Genomic DNA, 23,878 nt, shown 5'->3' on the forward strand with positions numbered 1-23,878 from the left:
ACAATGGCCGGGTGCTGGAGATGACGCGCGAAGAGTTCGAAGAACTGGTCGCCGAGGCGCTGGACCGGATCCCGCCGGAACTGACGCGGCTGATGGACAACGTCGCGGTATTCGTCGAGGACGAACCGGACCCGGGCGATCCGGAGCTGCTCGGGCTGTACGAGGGCACGCCGCTGACCGATCGCGGCGAGTGGTACGCGGGGGTGCTGCCGGACCGGATCACCATCTACCGCGGGCCGACGCTCCGGATGTGCGCGTCGCGCGAGGCCGTCGTGGCGGAGACCGAGATCACGGTCGTCCATGAGATCGCCCATCACTTCGGCATCGACGACGAGAGGCTTCACGCGCTCGGCTACGGATGACGGGTGACGGATGGCCGTGCGGGTGCCGTACGGGTGCGTCGCGGGCGCGGTGCGGGCGGTGCGCGGGGACGGGCGGGCGCGGTGCGGGCGGTGCGCAGGAGGTGTGCGGGAGGCGTGCGGGCCGGGGGCGGGGCGTGTCCCCGGCGGGGCGATGGGAGTTGGGCACGGTGCCCCCGTCTCCGTCTGCCTGCTCCCGCATCCCGTACCGCCCCGCCCCTTCCTCGTTCCCCGGAGGTGCCTCCCGTGCGCCAGTTCTCCGCCCCCGTCCGATGGGCGGCCGTCGTCGCAGTGACGGTCGCCACGTCCACAGGCTGTATGAGCGTCGGCGACGAGGGAGGGAAACCGGCGCCGTCGCCGTCGTCCGAGCCGAAGGGAAACGGGGCCGGACCGGACGGCGGCACCGTGTCGGGGACGGGCAGCGCCCGCACCGGTGGTGTCCGTGCCGAGGCGCACTCCGAGCGGGAGGCCGCCGAATCCCCGGAGCCGAGCGGCTCCCGGAACCCCTCCGGCGTCCCCGGTGGCGCACATGCCGACGCGAAGCCGGGTGATCGGGGCGATTCGGGTGAGCCGGGTGGTTCGGGGCCGCGGGGTGGCGGGCCGCCTGCGCCCCCGGTCCCGCAGCCGGATCCCGGGGGGCCGCGGCAGCCCGAGTCCCCGGCGCCGTCCGAACCGGCCACCCCCGAGCCGCCTGCCTCCCCGGAGCCGGCCCCGGAGCCTTCGGCGCCGTCGCCGCAGCCGTCCGCGTCGTCGGCGGCTCAGCTCCGCCACGACGCGATGAGCGCGCCGATGGGGCCGTCGCTGCTGCGGACGCCGGACGTATCGCCGCAGGTGGGACCGGTGTAGCAGGGGGTCGCGGGGGAGCGGTTTGCGCAATGTGGGGGGGAGTGCGTATGGTAGTAGATCGTTTGATCCCATTGCCCGGCGCCGAAACAGAAGCGCGCCGTGTGGCGCGTACTCTCCCTTGCCGTGGCTGGACCGCATTGAGGCGGTCGAAATTGCGAATCACGGAGTTACGGGCGCGTGCCGAGACTCCGGAAGGTTTCGCATTTCGCATGTCAATTTCCAGTTCTGACCACACCGTCATGCCCGAGAACGTCGAGAACGACGAGCTCATCGAGGCCGCAGAGGCCGTCGTCGCCGAGTCCGCCGCCTCCGCCGAGGCCGACGCGCCCCGGACCGAGCAGGCCGGTACCGACTCCGACGCCCGCACCGACTCCGCCGTCGTCGACGCGGATGACGACGCGGACGCCGAGCCGTCCGTCACCTTCGCCGACCTGGGCCTGCCCGAGGGCATCGTCCGCAAGCTCGCGCAGAACGGTGTGACCGCACCCTTCCCGATCCAGGCCGCGACCATCCCGGACGCCCTGGCCGGCAAGGACATCCTGGGCCGCGGCCGTACCGGCTCCGGCAAGACCCTCTCCTTCGGTCTGCCGACCCTGGCCACGCTGGCCGGCGGCCACACCGAGAAGAAGAAGCCCCGCGCGGTCATCCTCACCCCGACCCGTGAGCTCGCGATGCAGGTCGCGGACGCGCTGCAGCCGTACGGCGACGTGCTCGGCCTGAAGATGAAGGTCGTCTGCGGCGGTACGTCGATGGGCAACCAGATCTACGCGCTGGAGCGCGGTGTCGACATCCTCGTCGCCACCCCGGGCCGGCTGCGCGACATCATCAACCGGGGCGCCTGCTCCCTGGAGAACGTCCAGGTCGCCGTCCTCGACGAGGCCGACCAGATGTCCGACCTGGGCTTCCTGCCCGAGGTCACCGAGCTGCTCGACCAGGTTCCGGTCGGCGGTCAGCGCATGCTCTTCTCCGCCACGATGGAGAACGAGATCGGCACGCTGGTCAAGCGCTACCTGAACAACCCGGTGAGCCACGAGGTCGACAGCGCCCAGGGCAACGTCACGACCATGACGCACCACGTCCTCGTCGTGAAGCCGAAGGACAAGGCGCCGGTCACCTCCGCCATCGCCGCCCGCAAGGGCCGCACCATCATCTTCGTCCGCACCCAGCTGGGCGCCGACCGCATCGCCGAGCAGCTCGTCGAGGCGGGCGTCAAGGCGGACGCACTCCACGGCGGTATGACGCAGGGCGCCCGTACCCGGGTGCTCGCCGACTTCAAGGACGGTTACGTCAACGCGCTCGTCGCGACCGACGTCGCCGCCCGAGGCATCCACGTCGACGGCATCGACCTGGTGCTGAACGTGGACCCGGCCGGTGACCACAAGGACTACCTGCACCGCTCGGGCCGTACCGCCCGTGCCGGCAAGTCCGGTGTCGTCGTCTCGCTGGCGCTGCCGCACCAGCGCCGTCAGATCTTCCGCCTCATGGAGGACGCGGGCGTCGACGCGTCGCGTCACATCGTGGGTGGCGCGGGCGCCTTCGACCCGGAGGTCGCCGAGATCACCGGCGCCCGTTCGCTGACCGAGGTCCAGGCCGACTCCGCGAACAACGCCGCCAAGCAGGCCGAGCGCGAGGTCGCCGACCTGACCAAGCAGCTGGAGCGCGTCCAGCGCCGTGCCGGTGAGCTGCGCGAGGAGGCCGACCGCCTCGTCGCCCGCGCCGCGCGCGAGCGGGGCGACGACCCCGAGGCAGCGGTGGCCGAGGCCGCCGCCGAGGCGGAGGCCGCCATCGAGGCCGCCGTCTCCGTACCGGAGCAGCCCGCCGCCCGTGACGACCGTCGCGACGACCGCGGCAACTTCGACCGCCGGGACAGCCGCGGTGGCGACCGCGGCGGCTACCGCGGTGGCAACGACCGTCGTGACGACCGCGGTGGTGACCGTGGTGGCGACCGTGGTTTCCAGCGGCGTGACGACCGCTCGTCGGGTGGCTTCCGCCGCGACAACGACCGTCCGTCGTTCAACCGCGACCGTCGTGACGACCGTGGTGGCGACCGTGGTTTCCAGCGGCGTGACGACCGTCCGTCGGGTGGCTTCCGCCGCGACAACGACCGTCCGTCGTTCAACCGCGACCGTCGTGACGACCGCCCCTCGGGCGGCTTCCGCTCCAACGACCGCCGTGACGACCGCGGGGGCGACCGTGGTGGCCGTTCCTTCGACCGCCGCGACAACGACCGTCCGTCGTTCAACCGCGACCGTCGGGACGACCGCCCCTCGGGCGGCTTCCGCTCCGGCGGCAGCGACCGTCCGTTCAACCGCGACCGTCGTGACGACCGTCCGTCCGGTGGCTTCCGCTCCGGCGGCAGCGACCGTCCGACCGGCCGCCGCGACGACCACCGCAGCACCGGCACCAACACCGGCTCCTTCGGCCGCCGCGACGACAAGCCGCGCTGGAAGCGCAACGGCTGAGTGCGGTGACCAGGGCCTGCTGAGGGTCTGTTGAGAGCGGGCCCGTCCTTCACGGACGGGCCCGCTCTTTTTTTGCGGACGGGTCCGCCCTTCGTTGCGGACGGTCCCGCTCTTCTTTGCGGCTGTGCGGGGCCCCCTGCGGGCCGTGTCAGGGCAAGGAGCCGTCATTTGGGACGGGATCCGGCACATGCCCGGCCCCCGGTGGGGGAATCGCTGGGGGCATGACAACCAACTCCCCCGCACCGCCTCCGAGTTCGCCCGGATCCGACGAGGCGAGGCTCGCCGAGCTCGGATACACCCAGGTACTCGCCCGCCGGATGTCGGCATTCTCCAACTACGCCGTCTCGTTCACGATCATCTCGGTGCTCTCGGGCTGCCTGACGCTGTACCTCTTCGGCATGAACACCGGCGGTCCCGCCGTCATGACGTGGGGCTGGGTCGGCGTCGGCCTGATGACGCTGTTCGTCGGCCTGGCGATGGCCGAGATCTGTTCGGCGTACCCGACCTCCGCCGGCCTCTACTTCTGGGCCCACCGGCTGGCCCCGCCGCGCTCGGCGGCGGCCTGGGCCTGGTTCACGGGCTGGTTCAACGTCCTCGGCCAGGTCGCCGTGACGGCCGGAATCGACTTCGGGGCGGCGTCGTTCCTCGGCGCGTACCTGAACCTCCAGTTCGACTTCGAGGTCACCCCCACCCGTACGATCCTGCTCTTCGCCGCGATCCTGCTGCTGCACGGCCTGCTCAACACCTTCGGTGTCCGGATCGTCGCGATCCTGAACAGCGTGAGCGTGTGGTGGCACGTGATCGGTGTCGCCGTCATCGTCGGCGCCCTGACCTTCGTACCGGACTCGCACCAGTCCGCGTCGTTCGTCTTCACCGAGTTCGTGAACAACACGGGCTGGGGAAGCGGCTTCTACGTCGTGATGATCGGCCTGCTGATGGCCCAGTACACCTTCACCGGCTACGACGCCTCCGCCCACATGACGGAGGAGACCCACGACGCGGCCACGGCGGGCCCGCGCGGCATCGTCCAGTCCATCTGGACCTCCTGGATCGCCGGCTTCGTCCTGCTCCTCGGCTTCACGTTCGCCATCCAGTCGTACGACGGCGCGCTGAACTCCCCGACCGACGCCCCGCCCGCCCAGATCCTTCTGGACGCCCTCGGCGCCACCACCGGCAAGCTCCTGCTGCTGGTCGTGATCGGCGCCCAGCTCTTCTGCGGCATGGCGTCCGTCACAGCCAACAGCCGCATGATCTACGCCTTCTCCCGCGACGGGGCCCTGCCCTGGTCCCGCGTCTGGCACACGGTCAGCCCCCGGACCCGCACCCCCGTCGCCGCGGTCTGGCTCGCCGCCATCGGCGCCCTGGCCCTGGGCCTGCCGTATCTGATCAACGTCACGGCCTACGCGGCGGTGACCTCGATCGCGGTGATCGGCCTGTACATCGCCTACGTCATCCCCACCCTGCTCCGGCTGCTCCGGGGCGACGACTTCGCCCCGGGCCCCTGGCACCTGGGCCGCTGGTCCCGCCCGATCGGCATCGTCGCGGTGACCTGGGTCCTGATCATCACGGTGCTCTTCATGCTGCCGCAGCTCTCGCCGGTCACCTGGGAGACGTTCAACTACGCCCCGGTCGCGGTCCTGGTGGTCCTGGGGTTCGCGACGACGTGGTGGCTGGTATCGGCGAGGCACTGGTTCCTCACACCGGATCACCAGCGCACGACCACCGCGGAGGACCCCGCCCGTACCCCGTGATTCCACCGCGGATCCCCCCACGACAGGGCCCGGTAACCGATACCCGATCGGCGGCCGGGCCCCGGCGGGCTATGCTCAGGGGTGATTCGCCGAGGGCCGTTAGCTCAATTGGCAGAGCAGCGGACTTTTAATCCGTTGGTTGTGGGTTCGAGTCCCACACGGCCTACGCGACGCAGGGAGGGGAAACCCCATCTGACCTGCTACTTAGCGCCTCGATCGGCTTCGTCCGGTCGGGGCGCTTCGTCGTTCCCGGCCTCTTGCGTGAGCGATGCGTGAGCGGACGGTCCGACAGCAGGGGCTACGGCGGGTGCCTTACGGGCACGTGGCACCAGCGCGGCGGCGGCTTCTGCCGCGGCTTTGTCGACCTCGGGCAGCAGGCTCGTGTACGTGTCCGACGTGAGCGTGATGGTGGAGTGGCGCAGCGTCTCCTTGATCGTGTGGAGATCGCCACCCCCGCCGTGGGTAAGAGTGGCCGCGACGTGACGCAGATCTCGCAGGGTGATCGGCGGCAGGTCGGTGGCGGCGAGGATGCGGCGGAACGTCTCGGAAACCGTCTCCGGGTGCAACCAGGAGCCGTCCTCACGGGTGAATACCTTGCCGGTCTCGTTCCAGGCGTCGCCCCACTTCTCCCGGGCGCTCAGCATCGCTTTGTGGTGCTCGCGCAGAAGAGCGACGTTGACGCTGTCCAACGCGATCGTGCTGGCGCTGCCGTCGGTCTTGGGGGCGGACTCGTAGGTGTCCCAGCCGTCGACGACGATCTCCTTGGCCGGGGTGATGAGGCCGGCGTTCAGGTCGACGTCGGTCCAGCTCTGGCCAACGGCCTCGCCCCTGCGAAGGCCACGGGTGCCGACGAGGTGGAAGAGAGCGTAGAGCCGATCGGATTCGGCCGCGTCCAGGAACGTGCCGAACTGCGCCGGCGTCCAGACCATCACCGGTGACGGCAGCTCACCGGTGGCACGCCAGCGTTCCACCCGCTGGGTCGTCCAGAGCAGGGGCTTAGGACGCTTGCCGGACTCCAGCTCGACGTGGGAGGCCGGGTTGAAGGTGATGTACTGCTGGGCGATCGCCGCGTTCAGAGCCGCTCGCAGCGTGCGCCGGATGCTCTGCTGCGTCGCTGGGCCGGTGATCTTCCGGAAAGGCTTCATTGCGGCGAGTTTTTCCCGCTCGACGGCGAGCCGCGCCCGCTCGGCTGCGATGGGGCGGCCGGGCTTGCTGGGCTTGCACCTGGCGATCTGCTCGCGGCGTTCGAGGTTCTCCGCCTGGATCACCTCGTTGGCGTCGGCTATGCCGTCGTACATCTCCACCAGGTGGCCGACATTGAGACGGTCGAGGCGGACATGGCCGATGCGCGGCTTCAGGTGCACGCGTATGTGCGAGGCGTACCCGTTGAGCGTCGTCTTGCGTGACTTCTTCGAAAGAAGCCACTGGTCGAGCCATTCGCCTACGGTACGTCGGCCGATCAGGTCCAGTCCCGCCCTGAAGCGCCTGCGGGTGTCCTCGATGTCGGGCAGCGGAGCCTTCTCGTCCGCGACCTGTTCGAGCAGGGCCGCGATGCGGGCCAGGTCGTGCTCGTCGTCGGAATCGGCGATGGAGATGAGAGCCCGTACGTGGTCCAGGTCGGACTGTGCCGCCTTCAGCGTCTCGTAGCCGGCGCGGTTGAAGGAGCGGCGGGTGCCGTCCTCACGGGGTGGGAGTTCCTGGCGTATGGCGTAGGAGCCGTGCTTGCGGCTGGTGAGCTTGGGGCACTTCTTGCCGAGCGGCTTGCCGGTCTTGGGGTCGCGGCAGTAGCAGCGGCGGTGTGTGGAGCCCTTCAAAGGCGTTCCTCCGTGGTGGTGTCAGGGGCCGAGTCGGGTGGGTCGACGTCGTGGAGTGCGGATGGGAGGTCGGGTGGGGTGGCTCCGTCCTCGCGGAGGTCCCGGCGGAGGTGGCGGAGTTTGTACTTGGCGGAGATGGCCCGGTCGGCGTACGTGGTGCGCTTGCGTTCGGCTTCTTCCTGCTGGGCGCGGCCGGTTGCTGTCTTGGCCGCGAACCGTGCCTGTTCTTCTTCTTCAAGTGCGGCCAGGGCGGTGCGTACGAGGCTGGCGTGGGCTTCGAAGTCGGGGACCAGGCCCGGGTCGTATCCGGGCACTTCCTGTTCGCCGGTGAAGCGCCGCAGGGCGTCCCAGGTGGGGACGAGGCTCTGGAAGGGGAGTTCCTGGGTCTGGTCGACGTAGCCGACCGGGAAGATCAGGCAGGCCGGGTACGTCTCCAGGGCGGCGGCCAGGACCATGACGTCCACCAGCGGAAGGCTGGCCCGGCGGCCGGACTCCATGTTGGCGATCACGTTGCGCGGGATGGGGTGCCCGAGCTGCTCGCACTGGTCGGCCAGGTCCTGTGCGCTCCACCCCATCTCCTTCCGTCTCCGGCGGACTTCGCCGGCCACGTTTGCCTTGACCCGGTCCACCCACTCGGGGAAGTCGTCCTCTTCATCATCCATACCGTGTTGTGTCATGCAGACACATTAGCTTGAGGATGCTGGTTGGTGGGTGCCTGGAGCCGGACGTGATGGCCACGTTCGCCGAGGGCTGTACCGAAAGGGATGCCGCATGCGTGAAAACGCCACATCAGGACGCTCGAAGGGGATGAGCCGGGAGGATCTGCTGGCCCTTCCGGTGGCTGTTGACCTGGAGACAAGCAACCGCGCCCTGGGGCTCGGCCGGAGCAAGGGTTATGAGCTGGCGAAGCGGGGTGCGTACCCGTGCAAGGTTCTGAGGCTCGGCAGCGCCTACCGCGTCGTGACTGCGGATCTGCTGGATCTGCTGGATCTGCTGGGGCTGGCGGCGTGAAAGGGCGGCAGCGTAGCAGGCCAGTCTGCGTTGAGATGACACAGAATCGCTGGACTGTTGGCGGGCGTCGACGTACCGTCCGTGTTCCCTCGCGATGGCCTTGCGCCCGCGAGACGGGAACGGGCCCCCGGCGGTGCAACGCCGGAGGCCCCAGCAACCCCCAACGGCCCGCGAAGAACCAACCCGGCGGCAAGGGCGCGCAAGCCCGCCACCGCCAGACGAGGAGCTGCCCCCGTGGAACACGAAGCAACCGAGCCCTATTCCACCTCCGACAAGCCATCCTGGCCGCCGGTCGCCATACCCGGACAGCCGTCTGAGCCTGGGCCGTCCGCGGACGGACCCGACAGTTCATCTGCCTCCGAAGGTGAGCGGGTGCTGACGGAGCTACGGGAGCAGCTCCGCCGGTACGTCGTGCTGCCCAGCGAGGAAGCCTTCACGGCGGTAACCCTGTGGGTGGCGGCCACCCACCTGCAGACCGCATGGCAGCACGCTCCGCGGCTGGCCGTCGTCGGACCGGCGAAGCGGTGCGGCAAGTCGCGGCTGCTGGATGTGATCACCGAGAGCGTCCACGATCCGCTGATCACGGTCAACGCGTCGGCGGCAGCGGTGTTTCGGTCGATCACCGACACCCCGCCGACCTTGCTGGTCGACGAGGCCGACACCCTCTTCGGGTCCGCGAAGGTCGCGGAGAAGAACGAAGAGATGCGCGGCCTGCTCAACGCGGGGCACCAGCGCAACCGCCCCACCCTGCGGGTGTCGGGCCCCAACTACGAGGTGGCGAAGTTCCCGACCTTCGCCATGGCGGCCCTCGCGGGCATCGGTGACCTGCCGGACACGATCATGGATCGGTCGATCGTTATCCGGATGCGCCGCCGCAGGCCGGGCGAGAAGGTGGCCGAGTTCCGCACCTTCCGCGACACCCCGCCTCTCCACGCCCTGCGCGACCGGTTCGCCGCCTGGCTGGCCCCGCTGCACGCCGATGCGATGGAGCTGACACCGGCCATGCCGGTCGAGGACCGCGCGGCCGACACCTGGCAGCCGCTGGTGTCCGTCGCCGACCTCGCCGGCGGGCCATGGCCCCACCTCGCGCGTGCCGCCTGTCGGGTCATGGCCAAGCACGAGGCCGAGCAGGATCAGGACCGCAGCAGTCTGGGCATCCGCCTCCTGGCTGACATCCGGGTCGCCTTCGCCACCGAAGGCGACCCGCCGATGCTCCGCACCAGTCGGCTCCTCGACATCCTCAACCAGGACGACGAGACCCCCTGGCCGGAGTACACCGCCAACGGCCTGACCGCCCGGGGCCTGCAGATCCTGCTCCAGGAATACGGCATCGGTTCGGCGAATCACCGCTTCCACGGCAACGTCCAGGCCAAGGGCTTCACCCGCCAGCAGTTCGCCGACTCCTGGGCACGCTACTGCCCCGAACCCGCGCCGGAAACCACGACCGGGGCCTGACCCGGCACGACCCGTCGCGACTCGTCCCCGCGCAGGTCAGCGCGGTGACGAGTCGCAGTGCGGTGACGAGTCCACTCGACATCACCGCCCCACCCGTACTTGCTCTGACCAGGCATGCAACGAGTCGCGACGGGTCTCTCTCCCCCTCACCGGGCCACGTCAGCCGCACCTCCGTACCCCTGGAGCACTCTCCATTGCCTTCCCCTGTCCTCCCCGCAGCGCCGTCCGCAGCCCCGGTGCCCCTGGCCGCCGCGATCCGCACGGGCGTGGCGCTGCTGGCCGTGGCGGCCTTCGCCCTCTCCTACGACGCCCTGCGCCAGATGGCCGCCGCCAGCCACATCCACCGGGCGCTCACCTACGCCTTCCCGCTCGTCATCGACGGGTTCATCGCCATCGGGATCGGCGCCCTGCTCGTCCTGCGAACCGCACCCCTCTCCGCCCGCCTCTACGTCTCGGCGCTGGTCGGCACCGCCACCGCCACAAGCATCTGGGCCAACGTCCTGCACGCCATCCGCCTCAACCAGCAAACCCGCCACAACGGACTCTCCCTCGACGACATCACCGTCGGAGCCATCTCCGCCATCGCCCCACTCGCCCTGGCCGGAGCCGTCCACTTCTACCTCCTCGTCGCCCGACGCCCCATCACCGCCGGCCGCCACAACCCAATCGGTCACAGCGCCAATGACGGCCACAAACCCGCCGTGGGAGACATGGGTCGCGAGACGTCACCGCCAACCGCCACGAGCGCCAACGACGTGGCGCAGCCCGTCGCGAAGCACCTGGCAAAGGCTCCGTACCAGGCAGGTATGCCGGGAGGTACTCCGCCAAGCATTTCGCTGGAGCAGGCCATCGACATCGGTCGTACATCTCCCCTCGGACGGGCCGACCGTGTCTCGCGCCGCAACGTCGAGAAGGCGATCCGGGACAAGGGGTTCGGCATCTCCCGAAGCCGCCTGGACAAGGTCAAGAACCTGCTGCAGGCCGAACTCGACGAGGCCACCGCAGGCACCGGCTGACCCCACGACCCGTCGCTCTCGCCCGCCCTTCCCCGAATCAGCACGGGAAGGGCGGGTCCTCACCACCACCCCTTGCAGGAGTCCACATGCACGACCTCAACCACGAACTCCCTCCATCTCAGAAGCAGATGACCTACACCCCAGCTCCAGGCGGAGCAAGCTGTAGCGCTGGACCGTCCAAGGGCCGGTCCAGCGCGCTTGCCTCCGCCCCGGGGGTGGCGGAGGAGGTCCGGCGCCAGGGGGCACCGAACCCGGAGCTGGTGGCCGAGGGCGGCCACCAGCAAGACAAGCCCGCTGCCAAGCGGGGCCGCCGACGCTCCCGCCAGCCGCGGCAGCGCGTGAAGCGCCTGACCTTCCGCGCCAGCGAGGCCGAAGACGCAGAGATCCAGGCCGCAGCCGACGCCAAGGGTGTCTCCAAAGCCCGGTTCATCGCTCAGGCGGTCCACGCACAACTCCACGGCCGGAACGGACTCGACCAGGACGAGGCTTTCGACAGGCTCGAAGCGGCCCGCGTCGACCTGGCCCGTGTCGGCACCAACATCAATCAGATGGCGCGGATCCTGAACTCCGGCGGCGACGTCGTCCACCTCGCTCGCGCCACTAACGAGGTCTGCGAGTCCGCAGCCATGGTGAAAGCTGCCGCCCGGAAGCTGGTGAGCTGAGTCCTTGGTCCCCGACATCAACCCGCCGGGCGGCCGGACGATCGGCCTGCTCAAGTACCTCTACCGAACCAGCGACATCGAAGCTCACGTCGACCCGCACATCGTCGCCGCCTACGACCCCTTCGTCGCCGATCCCGGCCGCGATCCGAGCGCTACGTTCTCCGAGCTCGCCGCCGATCTCGACCAGTGGGTCGACGCCCTGAAGGACAAGGCCCCGTCCAAGCACGTCTGGCACTGCTCGGTGCGCACCGCGGACACCGACCGCATCCTCAGCGACAAGGACTGGGCCACCGTCGCCCGCCGCATCGTCAACGCCACCGGCATTGCTCCCGAGGGCGATGAGCAAGCTTGCCGCTGGATCGCGGTCCGGCACGCCCCCGACCACATCCATCTCGTCGCCACCCTCGTACGCGCCGACCGCACCCAGCCACGCCGCCACAAGGACGCCACCCGAGCCCAGGCGGAATGCCGCAAGATCGAGAAGGAATTCGGCCTGCGCCAGTTGAAGAAGGGCGACGGCACCGCCGCCAAACGCCCCACCAGCGCCGAACGGCGCAAAGCCGAACGTCTCGGCCAGGAGGCCACGTCGCGTGAGCTGCTGCGAGAACACGTCCACCGCGCCCTCGCCGGCGCTCCCGACGAGACCGAGTTCTTTGACCGCCTTGCCGCCGAAGGCGTACGGATCAAGAAGCGCGTCGCCCCGTCCGGCGACCTTCTTGGCTACTCCGTAGCCCTCGTCGGTGACCGCAATGCCAAGCAGGAACCCATCTGGTATTCGGGCTCGAAACTTGCACCTGACCTGTCCCTGACCAAAATCCGTGAGCGCTTCGCTACCGAACGAAATGTCCCCGAGCCCCCGGCCCTCGTGGAACGGGCCGGCGAATCCGCACCGGGCCGCGCCCGCCGCTTCTCCACCGAAGCCCTCGATACGGCACTTACCATGATCGCCTCCACCGACGACGAGGTCGCGGCTGCCCACATCGTCGGGGTGGGCGAGGTCCTCGACGCCCTCGCTCAAACCACCCTGGGCCGTCCGCATGAGGAACTCCGAGATGCCGCAAGGACCTTCGAGCGCGCAGCCCGCTCCCATATTCGCGGCGAACAGGACCAGATGTACGCACTCCGGCGGGCCGCTCGCCAGGTCGTCCACTCCGGGCATGCCCTCGGACGTGGAGCAGACGGTGCCGCCACCGCTCTGGTCCTGGACGTGCTGATCCTCGCCGTCGTCGCCGTCGGCCACTGGCACGCCGCCCACCAGCACGCCCAGCAAGCCGAAGCCGCACGCCAAACCGCCATGCACCTGCGCACGGCGTACCGGGCTGCTGCTGCAGGTCCGTTGGCCGACATGCGCGCATACGGCGAAAGGCTTTCCACTCGGACGCAGCACGACCAGATCGCCGCAATCCGTTCCGCACTGCCCGAACTGGCCCTCCGCGTCCAGACCGAGGCCAGCTGGCCTGCCCTGGCGGCCATGCTGGATCAAGTCCAGCGGGCCGGACAGAACCCCTCGGCCCTCCTCCGCAAGGTCGCAGCGCAGCGGGAGCTCGACAGTGCGGACTCCGTCAGCGAGGTGCTCGTCTGGCGCCTGTACCGGCTCGACCTCGCACCCGCCGAGATGCCCACCACCGCGCGATCCGACAAGCGAACCGCGAAACAGGGGCGGTATATCGCTCCGCCCGCCGCCCGCTCAAGTTGGGAGGCTGCGCGCCCTCGTCGTCGTTGAGGACGGAACCGACGCCTGAGGCGTGACGCCCAGCAGTCCCTTGTCCGCCTGCCCTCGGCGGGCGCACAAGGTGGGTCAACCGAGCAGGTGCGCGAGGTGTTTTCGCAAGGGCGCCTCAAGTTCCAGGTTGTTTCCGCGTTCGATCCCCTGGAGGTACTCGCTGGCCACGACCAATTGGGAGAAGCAGCCGGAGGCAGACCGCAGGATGGGCTTGAACTCGCGGAGGACGCGGTCTGCAACCGAAGGGACAGCGAGGCTGGAGATGTAGAGGGTGGCCTCGTCGTAGCCGGCTGGAGCCAGTCCCCACCGCTCCCAGTCCAGGATGCAGAGCTCGGGACCGGTCAGATTCGACCACTGGATGTCGGCGTGTGCGGTACTCCATTCCAAGACTTCGGTGTCCACGTCCGTCCCGAGGAAGCGGGGCAAGGCCCAGCGGAGCCGTTCTTGGCAAACAGCTACACGGCTCGTGGACACGAGGGAGATCGTGTCCAGCGCATCGCGTAGCTGGGCCCACCACACGGCGGAGAGGTCCAGGCCCGGTGGCGCCAAGGGCGACCGACTGAGCGGCTGGCCATCGGCGCGGTTGTGGACCTCGGCACGGTAGGCGTACGCGTCGGTCGACCATTCGAAAGCCCCCCGGAAGCGAGGACGCGGAACGCGGTCCGGCATCGCTTCGTGTGCTTCTTCCGGTCCCTTCCAGGATGCGCTGGCTGCTTTCTCTGCCTTGGTCTCGGCCACCCGCAGCCAGAGGTGGCCGCTGGCCGGGCCGCTCAGAGTCTTACCGTCCCACCCCCAGGTCTCCTCACTGCCTGCAGCATTGAGAGAGAAGACTGTGGCGGCGTACTCGAATGCTCGTCGCATTCGTTCTGCTGTGGCGTGGTCAGGCGCGGAAGGCATCGACGATCTTTCTCAGTTCGGTGCTGTCGAAGGGACGCGGCAGGGATGGGCGGGTGGCCTGCTCGGCTGCCGTCCAGTGGCTTGTGGTGCTGGCTGACAACAGAATCCGCGTCACACCGGGTGTGGAGGCGACTGTCCCGAGCAGCAGTTGTATGGGCGTGGTTCCCGGAAGCACTTCCTGCGCGACGGTGGGAGTGACCATCTCTAGCAGCTCTCCGCCATGAAGCGGCGCCGAGGCGAAGACTTCCAGGCCGGCGGCGTGGGCGTCGAAAAGAACGCCCCGGCCGTCCAGCGCGTCGGCGATGGGCCCCAGCTGCACGAGGCTCAAAGGGAGCTGGATCGCTGCGAACTTGTGGGTTGGGCCTCCGGCCTTGTGGGCCAGTTCCATGAGGCGGTCGACCGTCAGCGACCCGTCGTGCAGCGCCAACCACGTGGCCACGCCGTACGCCTTGATCAGTCCTTGCCGGCAGCACTCCTCCAGCGTCCGGAACGCTTTGAGGAGGCGGGCGTCGAGCTCGTGTGGCTCTGGTCCACCGTGTTCGGGGTTGTGGACGAACGTGATGTCGGGGATCCGGCCGAGGGCGGCCTTGCTCTGTGCTGCCTGCCACCTCACATATGACGGTTCGAGGCAGTACCCCTTCCCGGTCCGCGAAGCGGTGAGCACGCCCTCCTTCGTCGCCCGCTCCTGGCGGGCAGCGTCCAGGAAACCCACCTTCGTCGACACACGTACGGACGGGAAGGCGCCTAGCACGGGGGCCAGCTGCTCCTCGGCTGTGCCGCGCTGGTAGTTCGGGGCCGTATCGATCCAGGAAACGTCTTGGTCGATCGCGGCCTGGGCGGCGGCCGCAACGCCGGCCGTGCGATAGGTGCCCAGGCCGAGTTCGGCGCCCCTCACTGCGTGCCTCTGACGGAGGCGACCTGGCCGTTCACGAGTTCACTGATCACGGCAGCCGCCTGCTCCAGAGTGAGTTCGGTGTCGCTGACGAGGTCGGCGAGCCGGTGTTCCGATCGGTCGGCGAGGCGCTTCAGTAAGGGCAGTGCGGGCGCTGCGAAGGTCCAGGACTCGCCGCCTGCCGTCAGAACGGCGTTGCCGTCGTCCGTCGTACTGAGCGTGTGGCGTGCGGTGAGCATCCGCGCCCTGACGCCGGGGTCCGCCGGCACTGCGTCCACGAAGGGCAGGCTGGGCCGGAACCGTACGGGCTCGTCCGCGTCCCGGTGCTGGAAGTAGCGATCGATCAGGCTTCCGTCAGCCATTTCTTTGACGAGCAGGTCGCGCAGCTGGTCAACGACATGCTGCTTCTGATCGGAGGACCCGAAATGAGGGAGGTCTGCCCTGACTGTCTGTTCTGCTCGCAGGGTGTCCAGAACCCAGGACACGAGGTCGACGCCGGTCGTGGAGCCGAGCCCGCACGTCAGGTGGAGCGACCGCTGTCCCTCGGACGCAGAGACGGCGTGCCACCAGCCACGGGGCAGGTAGAGGATGTCCCCCGGTGTGAGGACGAACTCTGCGACGGGCTCGTCGGGCGGCGGGGCGGTCTCGGTCACGTCGCGGTACATGGGGGCGACGCGGGTCGGTCCGTAGATCTTCCAGCGTTTCCGGCCGTCTACTTGGACGACTACCACGTCGTGGTCGTCCCAGTGCACCCCGAAGCCCTCGCGCGGCTTCCAGGAGGCGTACAGGTTCACCTGGACCTTTGAGCGGAGCCTGGCCTCAAGAGCATGGGCAAGGCCGTGTACGCCTGGGTGCAGTTCATCGAATGCGTCGATCACCATGGTGGCGCCCTGGGCGAGCTTTTCGTGCAGGGAGGCGGGGTGGATTCGGTGCCACACGGTTCGGCGCCTGGCTACTTCACGCACGGTGTAGGCGTCGAGAGGAACGACCACGCCGTCGGCGGAGAGACGGAGCCGCGGTGGTTCCAGGCGGTGCCGGGCGATGATCTCGTTGAGGTCGTCCCAGTCGAGGAGTCCGGCAATGCACTGGGCATCGCCAGGGATGACGCGGAAGGTGCGGCCGAACGCCTCGGCGAGGAAGTCCTCGCCGAGGCGTGCGACGACCGCATGGGGCTGAGCGGTCATGTGTCCGGTCCCGTCAGGAATCGTTGCTGTCGGAACGGCCGCCGGTGTTGTCCGACGGGATGAACGCACGCTCCCGCGCCGTCTTCACCCGTGCACGGGCGACGAGCAGGCTGCCACCCGTGGTGGGCACCGTCAGAGCTGCGGGCGCCGAGTCCGCCTGCGTTTCGTGCTGGATCTCCATCGCTGACTCCTCTTCTTCTCTTGCACTTGCCGGTCGGGTACGGAGCGGTCCTCCGCACTCGTCGTACGCCCGCCCGACTGCCGACCTCACGAGAACAGCCGGGCAGGGTTCTTCCCGCCTCCGAGGCGTCAGGCCGTTGGAGGAGCCATGAGTTGTCGCTCGGAGACGGAGTCTGTGGGGCTAGTGGTCGCCGAAATACCAGATCAGAAGGCCGAGGGGGGCGGTGACAAGCAAGGGGAGGAGAGCGCCCGCCCACTCACGCCAGTCGTGCAGCCGCCGCTTGTCGGTCACCGGCGTCTCCGGTGGCTACCCATCGTTGGTGCCCTCCGGATGGCGCTCGCGGTAGAGACTGACGAAACGTCTCGTCAGTCGGCCGAGTTCACGCGTGTACTCGAAGGCAACGAACTGCGGAGTCTCAGCCGTCGGCCGGGCGTTCAGCTCCGTCAGGCGGTAAGCGTCCCTGTACATCTGCCGAACGACCGGGTCCTCGTCGCAGCCCAGCTCTTCCGTCACGAACAGGTTCAGCGCTCCACGCAACTGGGTGGCTGTCAGGTCGATTTCCTGCCGATCAGGCATGGACAGCGTGATGGCCAAAGCCTTCGTCACGACATCGCTGATGGCTTCGACGTCGATCGGCAGTGCCTCCGGATCGGCAGCGTCGACGCTCGGGGATCGGTCCTTGTCTGTCACGGCGGTCATCACGCGCTCCTCTCGTGTCCGCTTTTGGTTGCGGCGTGTGAAGAGCTAACTGCGAGATGTGCCCATCCGGGTACCGTAAGAGGGAGGCGTGACCGTGAAAGCCGTGAAACCTACGGGAGTTGGCAATGGCCAAAGCACCCCAGGACGACCGCAATACGGGACTCGAAACCCTGCTTGAGCAGGCGCAATGGTCGCGTACCCAGCTCGCCAATGCCGTGAACCGCACCGGTGTCCAGGTCGGTATGACCCTGAAGTACGACCACTCCGCCGTTTCGCACTGGCTGAGCGGGACGCAGCCAAGGGAGCAGGTCAGGCCGATCATCATCGAGGTACTCGAACGCAAGATCGGCCGCCCCGTGACCTATGCGGAAGCGGGTCTGCAGCCTCCGAAGGGCGGAGAGGACTCCGGCAGCGGAGACACTGTCGAGTCCCTCTTGGATCTGGGCAGGGCTGATATGGACCCCTCGCGACGCGGCGTGCTCGCCGCCGGCTTGTACTCGGCTGCTCTCGTCGTGCCCCTCTTCGCAGGCGAGGCGCACGCAGAGGAACGCGAACGCGCCACGAAACCCACAGGCCGTATCGGGCCGGGCGAAGTCGCGACCGTACGGACCATGACCGACCGCATCGCAGACATCCTCGACGAGCTGGGCGGCGGCCACGCCCGCCCAATGGCCGCGGCATTCCTCGTCAACACCGTCGCGCCCTACCTGCGAGCCCAAGCAACCGAGCCGGTCAGAAAGGACATGCTCTCCGCCGCCTCCGACCTGACCTACCTGACCGGGTGGATGGCGATGTACGAACGAGAGCACGGCCTCGGACAGCAGTACTACGTAAAGGCGTTGAACCTCGCCAAGGCTGCTGCTGACCACGTCACCTACTGCCGCACTCTGCGCGGCATGAGCCTTCAGGCATCACATCTGCGCCATGGGCAGATGGCCTTGAAGCTCGCGGACTCAGCTGCCGAAGCTGCACCCAAGGCCGGCCCGCGGCTGGTGGCGTTCCTTCGAGGTCAGCAGGCACACTCGGCAGCCATGGTCGGCGACCGGAAGCAGGCATTCACTCGCCTGCGTGAAGCCGAAGCAGCGCTCTCGAAGGCCGACTCACGCCGAGATGCTGTCGGCGGATACGACCAAGCGGCCTACCAGTTCCACGTCGCCCACGTCCTCTACGAGACGAAAGACCTGGCGGGCTCGATCGCGGCTCTGAAGAGCTCGGTCCGGGCACAACCCAAACAGGAACGGCAGGGCCGACTCCACGCCAACGGCGTGATGGCCCAACGCCAGTACGAACTGGGACACATTGAGGAGGCGTGCAGCACCTGGAATACGTTCCTCGACGACTACGTGGGCTTGTCAACCGCTCGCGGCGACGAGCACTTCGAGACGATGCGGAAGCGGCTCGCTCCCCACCGGAAGGTCCGGGCCATAAGAGAACTCGGCGAACGCGCTCGCCAGGTCGCGACGCTGAAGGGGTAGTGACCCTGGAGAGGGCGATGAGGCGGGCGCCGCACCGCCCTCCCCGTCTGGGCGGCGCGCGGGTCAGGCAAGCAGGATCTGGCGGGCAGGGCGGTCAGGCTTCCAGTTACGGACCCGTCTCGTTTCCGCCGGCGCCCTGCTCTTCCAGCACTTGATTGACCGCGACAGCGGCTTCGTGCGCGTCTGCTGATTCACCGGCGTTGAGTGCCGCGAGGTAGCGCTCGCCGTGCTTTTCAGAGCGGCCCCGAGGACGACGCGCCGCACGTGGTAACCCAAGCGGCCCAGTCGGCCAGGGGGCCGCTCTCCTGCGGCCTCGTCGGGGGCGAACGGTTGTCCGCCGAGAGGCGAGACGCTGACCAGACGACCCCAACCGACAGGCTGGATCTCCCCCTCACCGAAGGAGCGTCGAAGCCTCGACGGCTTCCTCGCCGCTCACCGCGTTCGCGGCCCGTCGCCGTTCGAGGCGGCTGACTCCCGAAGCAGTCTGGAGGCAGCGGGTGTCGGAGGTCTTGGTGGCGATCGATGACGTCAGCGCTTGGACCATGGGCGACTTCCGCTACTCCGACTACTGAATCCACTGCTGCGCGCTGAGGACCCTCACTGTTGTTTTGGTGGCGGCTTGCGCCTGCGCGTCGGTCAGACGGCGGCAGGGGCGCCGAGCATCGCGGAAGCCTGTTGGAACGGGTTGAGGACGCGCGTGGGCGTGTGGGGAAGGCCGGGGCAGGTGAAGCCGAGTTGGGTCATGGCCCGGAGGATTTCGCCGGCGCTGAAATCGCGGCGGTCCTGGCGTGTGATGACCTGCCCGACCTGCTTGACGGGGTAGGTGCGGCGGCCGATGATCACGGACTCGCCGATGACCTGTTCGGGCTTGATGCCCTTCATGGATTCCAGGACGCCGCTCTTGGTGAGGTCGAACGGGAAGCGGGCGATGACACAGCGCATGATGCCTCACAGGGAGAAGAATGAAGGGGAATGGTTTCGCCGCGGTGAGGCGGTTCAGTGGGCAAGGGCGAGGACGCCCGGAGCGCTGCCCTGCTCGTCGACGACCGGCAGGGCACCGGGCCGGCGGCCGCGCATCGCGTGCTGGGCTTCGGTGATCGTGGTAGCGGGTGAGGTGAACGGCCCGCGGTTGTCGAGAATGTCGCGTAGCTGGACCCGGTCCGTGTACGCGGGGCTGTCACGGACCGCGGCGAGCTGGGCCTGGGTGACCAGTTGGGTGCACAGGCCGTCGTTGTCGCAGACGAGCAGGTGCTCGGTGCGGGCACTGGTCATGACGGCCAGGGCGACTTCGATGGTCATGTCGTCGCAGACCTGCGGTCCGGCCGTGTCCATGGTGTCGGCCACTGTCCTGTGCGCGGGGGTGGCGCTCGCCGGGCGGGGTTGCATCTGAACCAGTGCCAAGATGTGCCTCCTGCAGAGATGGGCCAGTTTCCTGATCAAGGGTTCTAGGCCGCCGCGTCGAAGGAGGACTGCCGCACGATCGTGCGCCGGGCAGTCGAAGCGGGGCTGCGTCGACCGCGGGAGGCCGCGCTCCGGCTGCGCTGACGTCGCTCGGCCACCGGCGTGGTGATCGTCACGGGAATGCCGGAGGGGGTCTGGGCGCCGGTGATCCGGCTGAGTGCCTCCTCGCCCGAGCGGACCTGAGTGGTCTGCGGCACGATGCCGGCGGCTGCCATGAGGCGGCTCATGTCGCGGCGCTGGTTGGGGGTGACCAGAGTGACGACGCTGCCGGACTCGCCGGCCCGCGCGGTACGGCCGCCGCGGTGGAGGTAGTCCTTGTGGTCGGTCGGCGGGTCGACGTTGACAACGAGGTCGAGATTGTCGACGTGAATACCGCGCGCCGCGACGTTCGTCGCGACGAGCACAGTGACATGCCCGGTCTTGAACTGGGCCAGGGTCCGGGTGCGCTGCGGCTGCGACTTCCCGCCGTGCAGGGCGGCGGCCCGCACCCCGCTGCTCAGCAGATTCTGCGTCAGCCGGTCGACAGCGTGCTTGGTGTCCAGGAACATGATCACCCGGCCCTCGCGCGCCGCGATCTCCGTCGTCATCCGGTGCTTGTCGGCGCCGTGGACATGCAGTACGTGGTGCTCCATCGTGGTGACCGCCCCTGCGGTCGGGTCGACGGAGTGGACGACCGGGTCGGTGAGGTAGCGGCGGACCAGGAGGTCGACGTTGCGGTCGAGTGTGGCGGAGAACAGCATCCGCTGGCCCTCGGGGCGGACCTGGTCCAGGAGCGCGGTGACCTGTGGCATGAAGCCCATGTCGGCCATCTGGTCGGCCTCGTCCAGGACGGTGATCGCGACCTGGTTCAGCCGGCAGTCACCCCGGTCGATGAGGTCCTTGAGGCGGCCCGGCGTCGCGACGACGACTTCGGCACCACGGCGCAGCGCGCTGACCTGCCTGCCGATCGGCATTCCGCCGACGACAGTGGCCAGGCGCAGCCTCACCGAGCGTGCGTGGGGGGTAAGAGCGTCGGTCACCTGCTGTGCCAGTTCACGCGTCGGCACGAGGATCAGGGCCAGCGGCTGGCCGGGCTCGGCGCGCTGCCCGGCGGTGCGGGCCAGCAGGGCCAGGCCGAAGGCGAGGGTCTTGCCGGAGCCGGTGCGCCCGCGACCGAGGACGTCGCGGCCCGCGAGGGTATTGGGCAGGGTCGCGCCCTGGATCGGGAACGGGACGCTCATGCCCTGCGCGGTGAGCGAGGCCAGCAACTGCTCGGGCATGTCGAGGTCGGCGAACGCCTCGACGGCGGGCAGCGCGGGAGTGATCGTCTTGGGCGGGGCGAACTCGCCCGAGGCCGCCGCGGGCCGTCGGCCGCGGCCGCCTGGGCGGCTCGGCCCTCCGGAACGGCTCGGGGCGGGCGTGCCGAAGCGGTTGCCCCGGTGCGAACCGGCGCCGGAGCCGAAGGCGGGACCGCCGGTACGGCTGCGGGAGGAGCGGTTGTTCGTACGTGAGGGGTTCATTCAGAACCTTCCTTGATACGGCACGTATCAAGGAATTCTCGCAGCAGAAGAACAGCGCGGGGAATCACAAGAACGAGCCGAACGAAATGCGAAAGCAGATCTGGCCCGCGGTGAATCCGGTGCAAGTGCAGGCGATGAAATGGGTGACGTCATGCGGACGTGAGATCCCGGACGTCTACGGGTGCATCTTCAAAGAGGTCCGCATTCCTGGAGAGGGATCTGCGGGCGTCGTTGCCCCACAGGGAAGCCCCGGGGAATGCCCGTAGCTGGGGCCCGCACCCCGAGGGATGCGGGCCCCAGCTACGAAGTGCGCGTCAGCGTCAGGCAGGAACGATGTTCTCAGCCGTCGGGCCCTTCTGGCCCTGCGCGATGTCGAAGGTGACCTTCTGACCTTCGAGCAGCTCACGGAAGCCCTGAGCGGCGATGTTCGAGAAGTGGGCGAACACGTCAGCGCCGCCACCGTCCTGCTCGATGAAGCCGAAACCCTTGGCCGCGTTGAACCACTTCACAGTGCCAGACGCCATGTCATATCTCCTTGTGGGGCAGTACGCCGGAACCCGCAATCCACGGATACCGGGTCGCCGCGATGATGCCCCGCCCGGAGATGACCGGAAATACAAAACGCTCCCCGCGGCTAAAAATGCCGACGAAAGGCGTTGAGGTTTTTGGGAACCACGACTGCAACTGAGATCGACAGTAGCATGCGGTAGCGGCCTGCGTACGGTCAATAATTCCGCTCTGCCCGTTGCAGTAAACACACTGTCCGCGCGGCACATTAAACTCTCGTCTCGCGGTCATAGATATTGATCCACCCGGAACACAGCGTTCCAGGAAGAGCGGTCGTCGTTTACGGCGGCCCATCAGCCCGTATACGGGTCCCGACGCAGATCAGCGCAGCGCTGCTGCGCGGCGCTCTCACGAGTGCCCCAGATCCCACCACCATGGACTGAGACTGAAGGCGGCCGACGCCCACCGTTCGTGCGAACCAGTCGGACAGCAGGACCTGCCCGGGGCAGCAGTACGCTCCGCGCGCGGGCTGATCGCCGTACGGTGGGCGAACACGTCCGAGCCGCCACTGTCCGGGCGGTGAAGCCGCGGCCGTTCTGCGCGTCAAACCACTTCACAGTTCCCGCGGCCCTTGCCTCACACCTTCCTGCCGATGAAGCGTCCTACGACATGCGGCAGACGGAGGCGGTCACCCTGGCTCCTCCGCCGCAGCAGAACGCCCACGACGAAGATGTGGGCGAAGGGAACATCCTGGTCAAGGCAGTTGACCCAGAAGCCACGCGTCAGCCCGCGGTCGTCGGGTTCTCTGATTCGGCGGCGTGGCGGTATTCGGCGTTGATGCGCTGGGCTTCTTCGAGCTGGTCCTCGAGGATGATGATGCGGCAGGCGGCCTCGATGGGGGTGCCCTGGTCGACGAGTTCGCGGGCGCGTGCGGCGATGCGCAGCTGGTAGCGGGAGTAGCGCCGGTGGCCGCCCTCGGAACGCAGCGGGGTGATCAGGCGGGCTTCTCCGATGGCGCGGAGGAAACCTTGTGTGGTACCGAGCATCTCGGCGGCCCGGCCCATCGTGTAGGCGGGGTAGTCGTCGTCGTTGAGACGGCCGAACGAGTCGTCTGCTGTCATTTGCACCTCTCTGTGGAACGCGTGGAGGGGCTCGGGTGCCGTACGGCACCCGAGCCCCGAAGGAACTGCTACACCATCTGCCGACCCTGATACTGCGCCGGCCTTCTATTTCCGCTGACCCGACCTGGAAGTTGTCGGGGGTGCGGGGATCGCGGTTGCTTGACCGGAGACCACCTCGCTATCGATGTCCTGCGGTACCCGGGCTCAAAACTTCCACCCGGGCGATCCTGATGGCGCCTGGCTCCTCCGTTCTTCCCTCTGGGATCATCACTTACCTACTGCTGGTACTGCTCTCCTGCGTACTGCTCTGTGGCCTGCGCCAGCGCCACTTTTCGACAGCCAGCCCCGTCGCCCGTCCTGCATCTGCTCTGGCTTAGAACCCCACTGCCGAACCTCCCGGTGCGCGCGTCCGCAGCCGACGCCTTCACCGAGGTGCTGCTCACTGACTTCACTGCTGCGTACTGCACTTGCGGGTACTGCTCACGGCGGCCCCTGATCACTGCGGGCCACCCGGTCCGGTCGCCAGTCCCGTCGCCGTCCTGCAACAACCCTGGCTTCGGAACTCCACCACCGCACCGTCCTGCGAACTGCAACTGCGGTTACTGCTGCCCGGCAGTTCGTCTCTGCCGGGCCCTGCTGTCTCTCTGGGCTACGAGAGAAACCATAACCACACCACCACCCAATGTCTACTCTGGCCGACATAGATTTCCGTTACCCGGGCGGAGAGATAGTCGGCCTCGGTCGCGGAACGGGTGTGCGGCGGCCCCGCTCCAGCCAGGCTCGCCCGCTCCGACCAGCGTCGTTACGCGCAGCCTCGACGCCGCGAACACCGCAGTCGCCACGTCTGGCCATGCGGATGATCG

At 68.5% G+C, this 23,878-nt stretch carries 22 protein-coding genes and 1 tRNA gene; 10 read left to right on the top strand and 13 right to left on the bottom strand.

What is annotated here, in order from left to right; genetic code table 11:
- Positions 1 to 11: 11 nt before the first annotated feature.
- The 4 genes from ACIOMQ_RS08965 to ACIOMQ_RS08980 all read left to right on the top strand — a co-directional run bounded on the left by ACIOMQ_RS08965 (position 12) and on the right by ACIOMQ_RS08980 (position 5,584).
- The gene (locus ACIOMQ_RS08965; protein WP_362201145.1) at positions 12 to 362 is read left to right on the top strand and encodes a metallopeptidase family protein; all 351 of its coding nucleotides are present in this window, start codon (positions 12 to 14) and stop codon (positions 360 to 362) included.
- A 1,052-nt stretch (positions 363 to 1,414) separates the two neighbouring features.
- Positions 1,415 to 3,667, top strand: coding sequence for a DEAD/DEAH box helicase (locus ACIOMQ_RS08970; protein ID WP_402188341.1), 2,253 nt, complete (start codon positions 1,415 to 1,417; stop codon positions 3,665 to 3,667).
- Between the two features lie 221 nt (positions 3,668 to 3,888).
- Positions 3,889 to 5,418, top strand: a complete 1,530-nt coding sequence (locus ACIOMQ_RS08975; RefSeq protein WP_401758612.1) for an amino acid permease — start codon at positions 3,889 to 3,891, stop codon at positions 5,416 to 5,418.
- A gap of 93 nt (positions 5,419 to 5,511) precedes the next feature.
- A tRNA-Lys gene (locus tag ACIOMQ_RS08980) sits at positions 5,512 to 5,584 on the top strand.
- Between the two features lie 34 nt (positions 5,585 to 5,618).
- Here the strand turns inward: ACIOMQ_RS08980 and xerC are convergent.
- Both xerC and ACIOMQ_RS08990 read right to left on the bottom strand, forming a co-directional pair.
- Positions 5,619 to 7,232, bottom strand: a complete 1,614-nt coding sequence (gene xerC, locus ACIOMQ_RS08985; RefSeq protein ID WP_402188343.1) for a tyrosine recombinase XerC — start codon at positions 7,230 to 7,232, stop codon at positions 5,619 to 5,621.
- Positions 7,229 to 7,894, bottom strand: a complete 666-nt coding sequence (locus tag ACIOMQ_RS08990; RefSeq protein ID WP_362201132.1) for a transcriptional regulator — start codon at positions 7,892 to 7,894, stop codon at positions 7,229 to 7,231. The genes xerC and ACIOMQ_RS08990 overlap by 4 nt, the downstream gene beginning before the upstream one ends.
- 109 nt (positions 7,895 to 8,003) lie before the next feature.
- Between ACIOMQ_RS08990 and ACIOMQ_RS08995 the strand changes: the two genes are divergently transcribed.
- The 5 genes from ACIOMQ_RS08995 (at position 8,004) to ACIOMQ_RS09015 (ending at position 13,099) form a co-directional block, all read left to right on the top strand.
- Positions 8,004 to 8,243 (top strand): hypothetical protein, encoded by a 240-nt coding sequence (locus tag ACIOMQ_RS08995; RefSeq protein ID WP_402188345.1) that lies wholly within the window; start codon positions 8,004 to 8,006, stop codon positions 8,241 to 8,243.
- Between the two features lie 234 nt (positions 8,244 to 8,477).
- Complete coding sequence (locus ACIOMQ_RS09000; RefSeq protein WP_402188347.1) at positions 8,478 to 9,698, top strand: DUF3631 domain-containing protein; 1,221 nt, start codon at positions 8,478 to 8,480, stop codon at positions 9,696 to 9,698.
- A gap of 194 nt (positions 9,699 to 9,892) precedes the next feature.
- Positions 9,893 to 10,714, top strand: coding sequence for a DUF2637 domain-containing protein (locus ACIOMQ_RS09005; RefSeq protein WP_402188349.1), 822 nt, complete (start codon positions 9,893 to 9,895; stop codon positions 10,712 to 10,714).
- A 215-nt stretch (positions 10,715 to 10,929) separates the two neighbouring features.
- The gene (locus ACIOMQ_RS09010) at positions 10,930 to 11,376 is read left to right on the top strand and encodes a plasmid mobilization protein (protein WP_362201123.1); all 447 of its coding nucleotides are present in this window, start codon (positions 10,930 to 10,932) and stop codon (positions 11,374 to 11,376) included.
- A gap of 4 nt (positions 11,377 to 11,380) precedes the next feature.
- The gene (locus ACIOMQ_RS09015; protein ID WP_402188351.1) at positions 11,381 to 13,099 is read left to right on the top strand and encodes a relaxase/mobilization nuclease domain-containing protein; all 1,719 of its coding nucleotides are present in this window, start codon (positions 11,381 to 11,383) and stop codon (positions 13,097 to 13,099) included.
- 75 nt (positions 13,100 to 13,174) lie between these two features.
- Here ACIOMQ_RS09015 and ACIOMQ_RS09020 read toward each other — a convergent pair whose 3' ends face one another.
- From ACIOMQ_RS09020 to ACIOMQ_RS09040, 5 genes are all read right to left on the bottom strand, one after another.
- Positions 13,175 to 13,960 (bottom strand): hypothetical protein, encoded by a 786-nt coding sequence (locus tag ACIOMQ_RS09020; RefSeq protein ID WP_402188353.1) that lies wholly within the window; start codon positions 13,958 to 13,960, stop codon positions 13,175 to 13,177.
- Between the two features lie 19 nt (positions 13,961 to 13,979).
- The gene (locus ACIOMQ_RS09025; RefSeq protein WP_402188355.1) at positions 13,980 to 14,891 is read right to left on the bottom strand and encodes an aldo/keto reductase; all 912 of its coding nucleotides are present in this window, start codon (positions 14,889 to 14,891) and stop codon (positions 13,980 to 13,982) included.
- On the bottom strand, positions 14,888 to 16,072 hold the full coding sequence (locus ACIOMQ_RS09030; RefSeq protein ID WP_401261726.1) for a JmjC domain-containing protein: 1,185 nt from the start codon (positions 16,070 to 16,072) through the stop codon (positions 14,888 to 14,890). Before ACIOMQ_RS09030 ends, ACIOMQ_RS09025 begins: the two co-directional genes overlap by 4 nt.
- Positions 16,073 to 16,085: 13 nt before the next feature.
- Complete coding sequence (locus ACIOMQ_RS09035) at positions 16,086 to 16,253, bottom strand: hypothetical protein (RefSeq protein WP_402188358.1); 168 nt, start codon at positions 16,251 to 16,253, stop codon at positions 16,086 to 16,088.
- Between the two features lie 306 nt (positions 16,254 to 16,559).
- The gene (locus ACIOMQ_RS09040) at positions 16,560 to 16,952 is read right to left on the bottom strand and encodes a hypothetical protein (protein ID WP_362201105.1); all 393 of its coding nucleotides are present in this window, start codon (positions 16,950 to 16,952) and stop codon (positions 16,560 to 16,562) included.
- Between the two features lie 125 nt (positions 16,953 to 17,077).
- Between ACIOMQ_RS09040 and ACIOMQ_RS09045 the strand changes: the two genes are divergently transcribed.
- Positions 17,078 to 18,427 carry a hypothetical protein gene (locus ACIOMQ_RS09045; RefSeq protein ID WP_402188360.1) on the top strand — a complete coding sequence of 450 codons (1,350 nt, stop codon included), beginning with the start codon at positions 17,078 to 17,080 and terminating at the stop codon, positions 18,425 to 18,427.
- Between the two features lie 391 nt (positions 18,428 to 18,818).
- On the opposite strand, the gene ACIOMQ_RS09050 is transcribed toward ACIOMQ_RS09045, so the two are convergent.
- The 6 genes from ACIOMQ_RS09050 to ACIOMQ_RS09075 form a co-directional block, all read right to left on the bottom strand.
- Positions 18,819 to 18,971, bottom strand: coding sequence for a hypothetical protein (locus ACIOMQ_RS09050; RefSeq protein WP_327278472.1), 153 nt, complete (start codon positions 18,969 to 18,971; stop codon positions 18,819 to 18,821).
- A gap of 92 nt (positions 18,972 to 19,063) precedes the next feature.
- A complete protein-coding gene (locus tag ACIOMQ_RS09055; protein ID WP_362201099.1) occupies positions 19,064 to 19,369 on the bottom strand; it encodes an SCO5918 family protein in 306 nt (101 codons plus the stop codon).
- A gap of 54 nt (positions 19,370 to 19,423) precedes the next feature.
- A complete protein-coding gene (locus ACIOMQ_RS09060) occupies positions 19,424 to 19,828 on the bottom strand; it encodes a CBS domain-containing protein (protein ID WP_367432121.1) in 405 nt (134 codons plus the stop codon).
- Positions 19,829 to 19,872: 44 nt separating this feature from the next.
- On the bottom strand, positions 19,873 to 21,387 hold the full coding sequence (locus ACIOMQ_RS09065) for a DEAD/DEAH box helicase (protein ID WP_402188363.1): 1,515 nt from the start codon (positions 21,385 to 21,387) through the stop codon (positions 19,873 to 19,875).
- A gap of 320 nt (positions 21,388 to 21,707) precedes the next feature.
- Complete coding sequence (locus tag ACIOMQ_RS09070) at positions 21,708 to 21,911, bottom strand: cold-shock protein (protein WP_030304224.1); 204 nt, start codon at positions 21,909 to 21,911, stop codon at positions 21,708 to 21,710.
- A gap of 765 nt (positions 21,912 to 22,676) precedes the next feature.
- Positions 22,677 to 23,015 (bottom strand): MerR family transcriptional regulator, encoded by a 339-nt coding sequence (locus tag ACIOMQ_RS09075; protein ID WP_266359503.1) that lies wholly within the window; start codon positions 23,013 to 23,015, stop codon positions 22,677 to 22,679.
- Positions 23,016 to 23,878 lie beyond the last annotated feature (863 nt).

The organism is Streptomyces sp. NPDC087845, assembly GCF_044742755.1.
Lineage (GTDB): Bacteria > Actinomycetota > Actinomycetes > Streptomycetales > Streptomycetaceae > Streptomyces.

Bases quoted from the DNA above. Each gene is read 5' to 3' on its own strand.
- ACIOMQ_RS08970 (WP_402188341.1), top strand. From the start codon at position 1,415: ATGTCAATTTCCAGTTCTGACCACACCGTCATGCCCGAGAACGTCGAG.
- ACIOMQ_RS08975 (WP_401758612.1), top strand. From the start codon at position 3,889: ATGACAACCAACTCCCCCGCACCGCCTCCGAGTTCGCCCGGATCCGAC.
- ACIOMQ_RS08990 (WP_362201132.1), bottom strand. From the start codon at position 7,894: ATGGATGATGAAGAGGACGACTTCCCCGAGTGGGTGGACCGGGTCAAG.
- ACIOMQ_RS08995 (WP_402188345.1), top strand. From the start codon at position 8,004: ATGCGTGAAAACGCCACATCAGGACGCTCGAAGGGGATGAGCCGGGAG.
- ACIOMQ_RS09020 (WP_402188353.1), bottom strand. From the start codon at position 13,960: ATGCGACGAGCATTCGAGTACGCCGCCACAGTCTTCTCTCTCAATGCT.
- ACIOMQ_RS09030 (WP_401261726.1), bottom strand. From the start codon at position 16,072: ATGACCGCTCAGCCCCATGCGGTCGTCGCACGCCTCGGCGAGGACTTC.
- ACIOMQ_RS09035 (WP_402188358.1), bottom strand. From the start codon at position 16,253: ATGGAGATCCAGCACGAAACGCAGGCGGACTCGGCGCCCGCAGCTCTG.
- ACIOMQ_RS09040 (WP_362201105.1), bottom strand. From the start codon at position 16,952: ATGACCGCCGTGACAGACAAGGACCGATCCCCGAGCGTCGACGCTGCC.
- ACIOMQ_RS09045 (WP_402188360.1), top strand. From the start codon at position 17,078: ATGGCCAAAGCACCCCAGGACGACCGCAATACGGGACTCGAAACCCTG.
- ACIOMQ_RS09050 (WP_327278472.1), bottom strand. From the start codon at position 18,971: ATGGTCCAAGCGCTGACGTCATCGATCGCCACCAAGACCTCCGACACC.
- ACIOMQ_RS09055 (WP_362201099.1), bottom strand. From the start codon at position 19,369: ATGCGCTGTGTCATCGCCCGCTTCCCGTTCGACCTCACCAAGAGCGGC.
- ACIOMQ_RS09065 (WP_402188363.1), bottom strand. From the start codon at position 21,387: ATGAACCCCTCACGTACGAACAACCGCTCCTCCCGCAGCCGTACCGGC.
- ACIOMQ_RS09070 (WP_030304224.1), bottom strand. From the start codon at position 21,911: ATGGCGTCTGGCACTGTGAAGTGGTTCAACGCGGCCAAGGGTTTCGGC.
- ACIOMQ_RS09075 (WP_266359503.1), bottom strand. From the start codon at position 23,015: ATGACAGCAGACGACTCGTTCGGCCGTCTCAACGACGACGACTACCCC.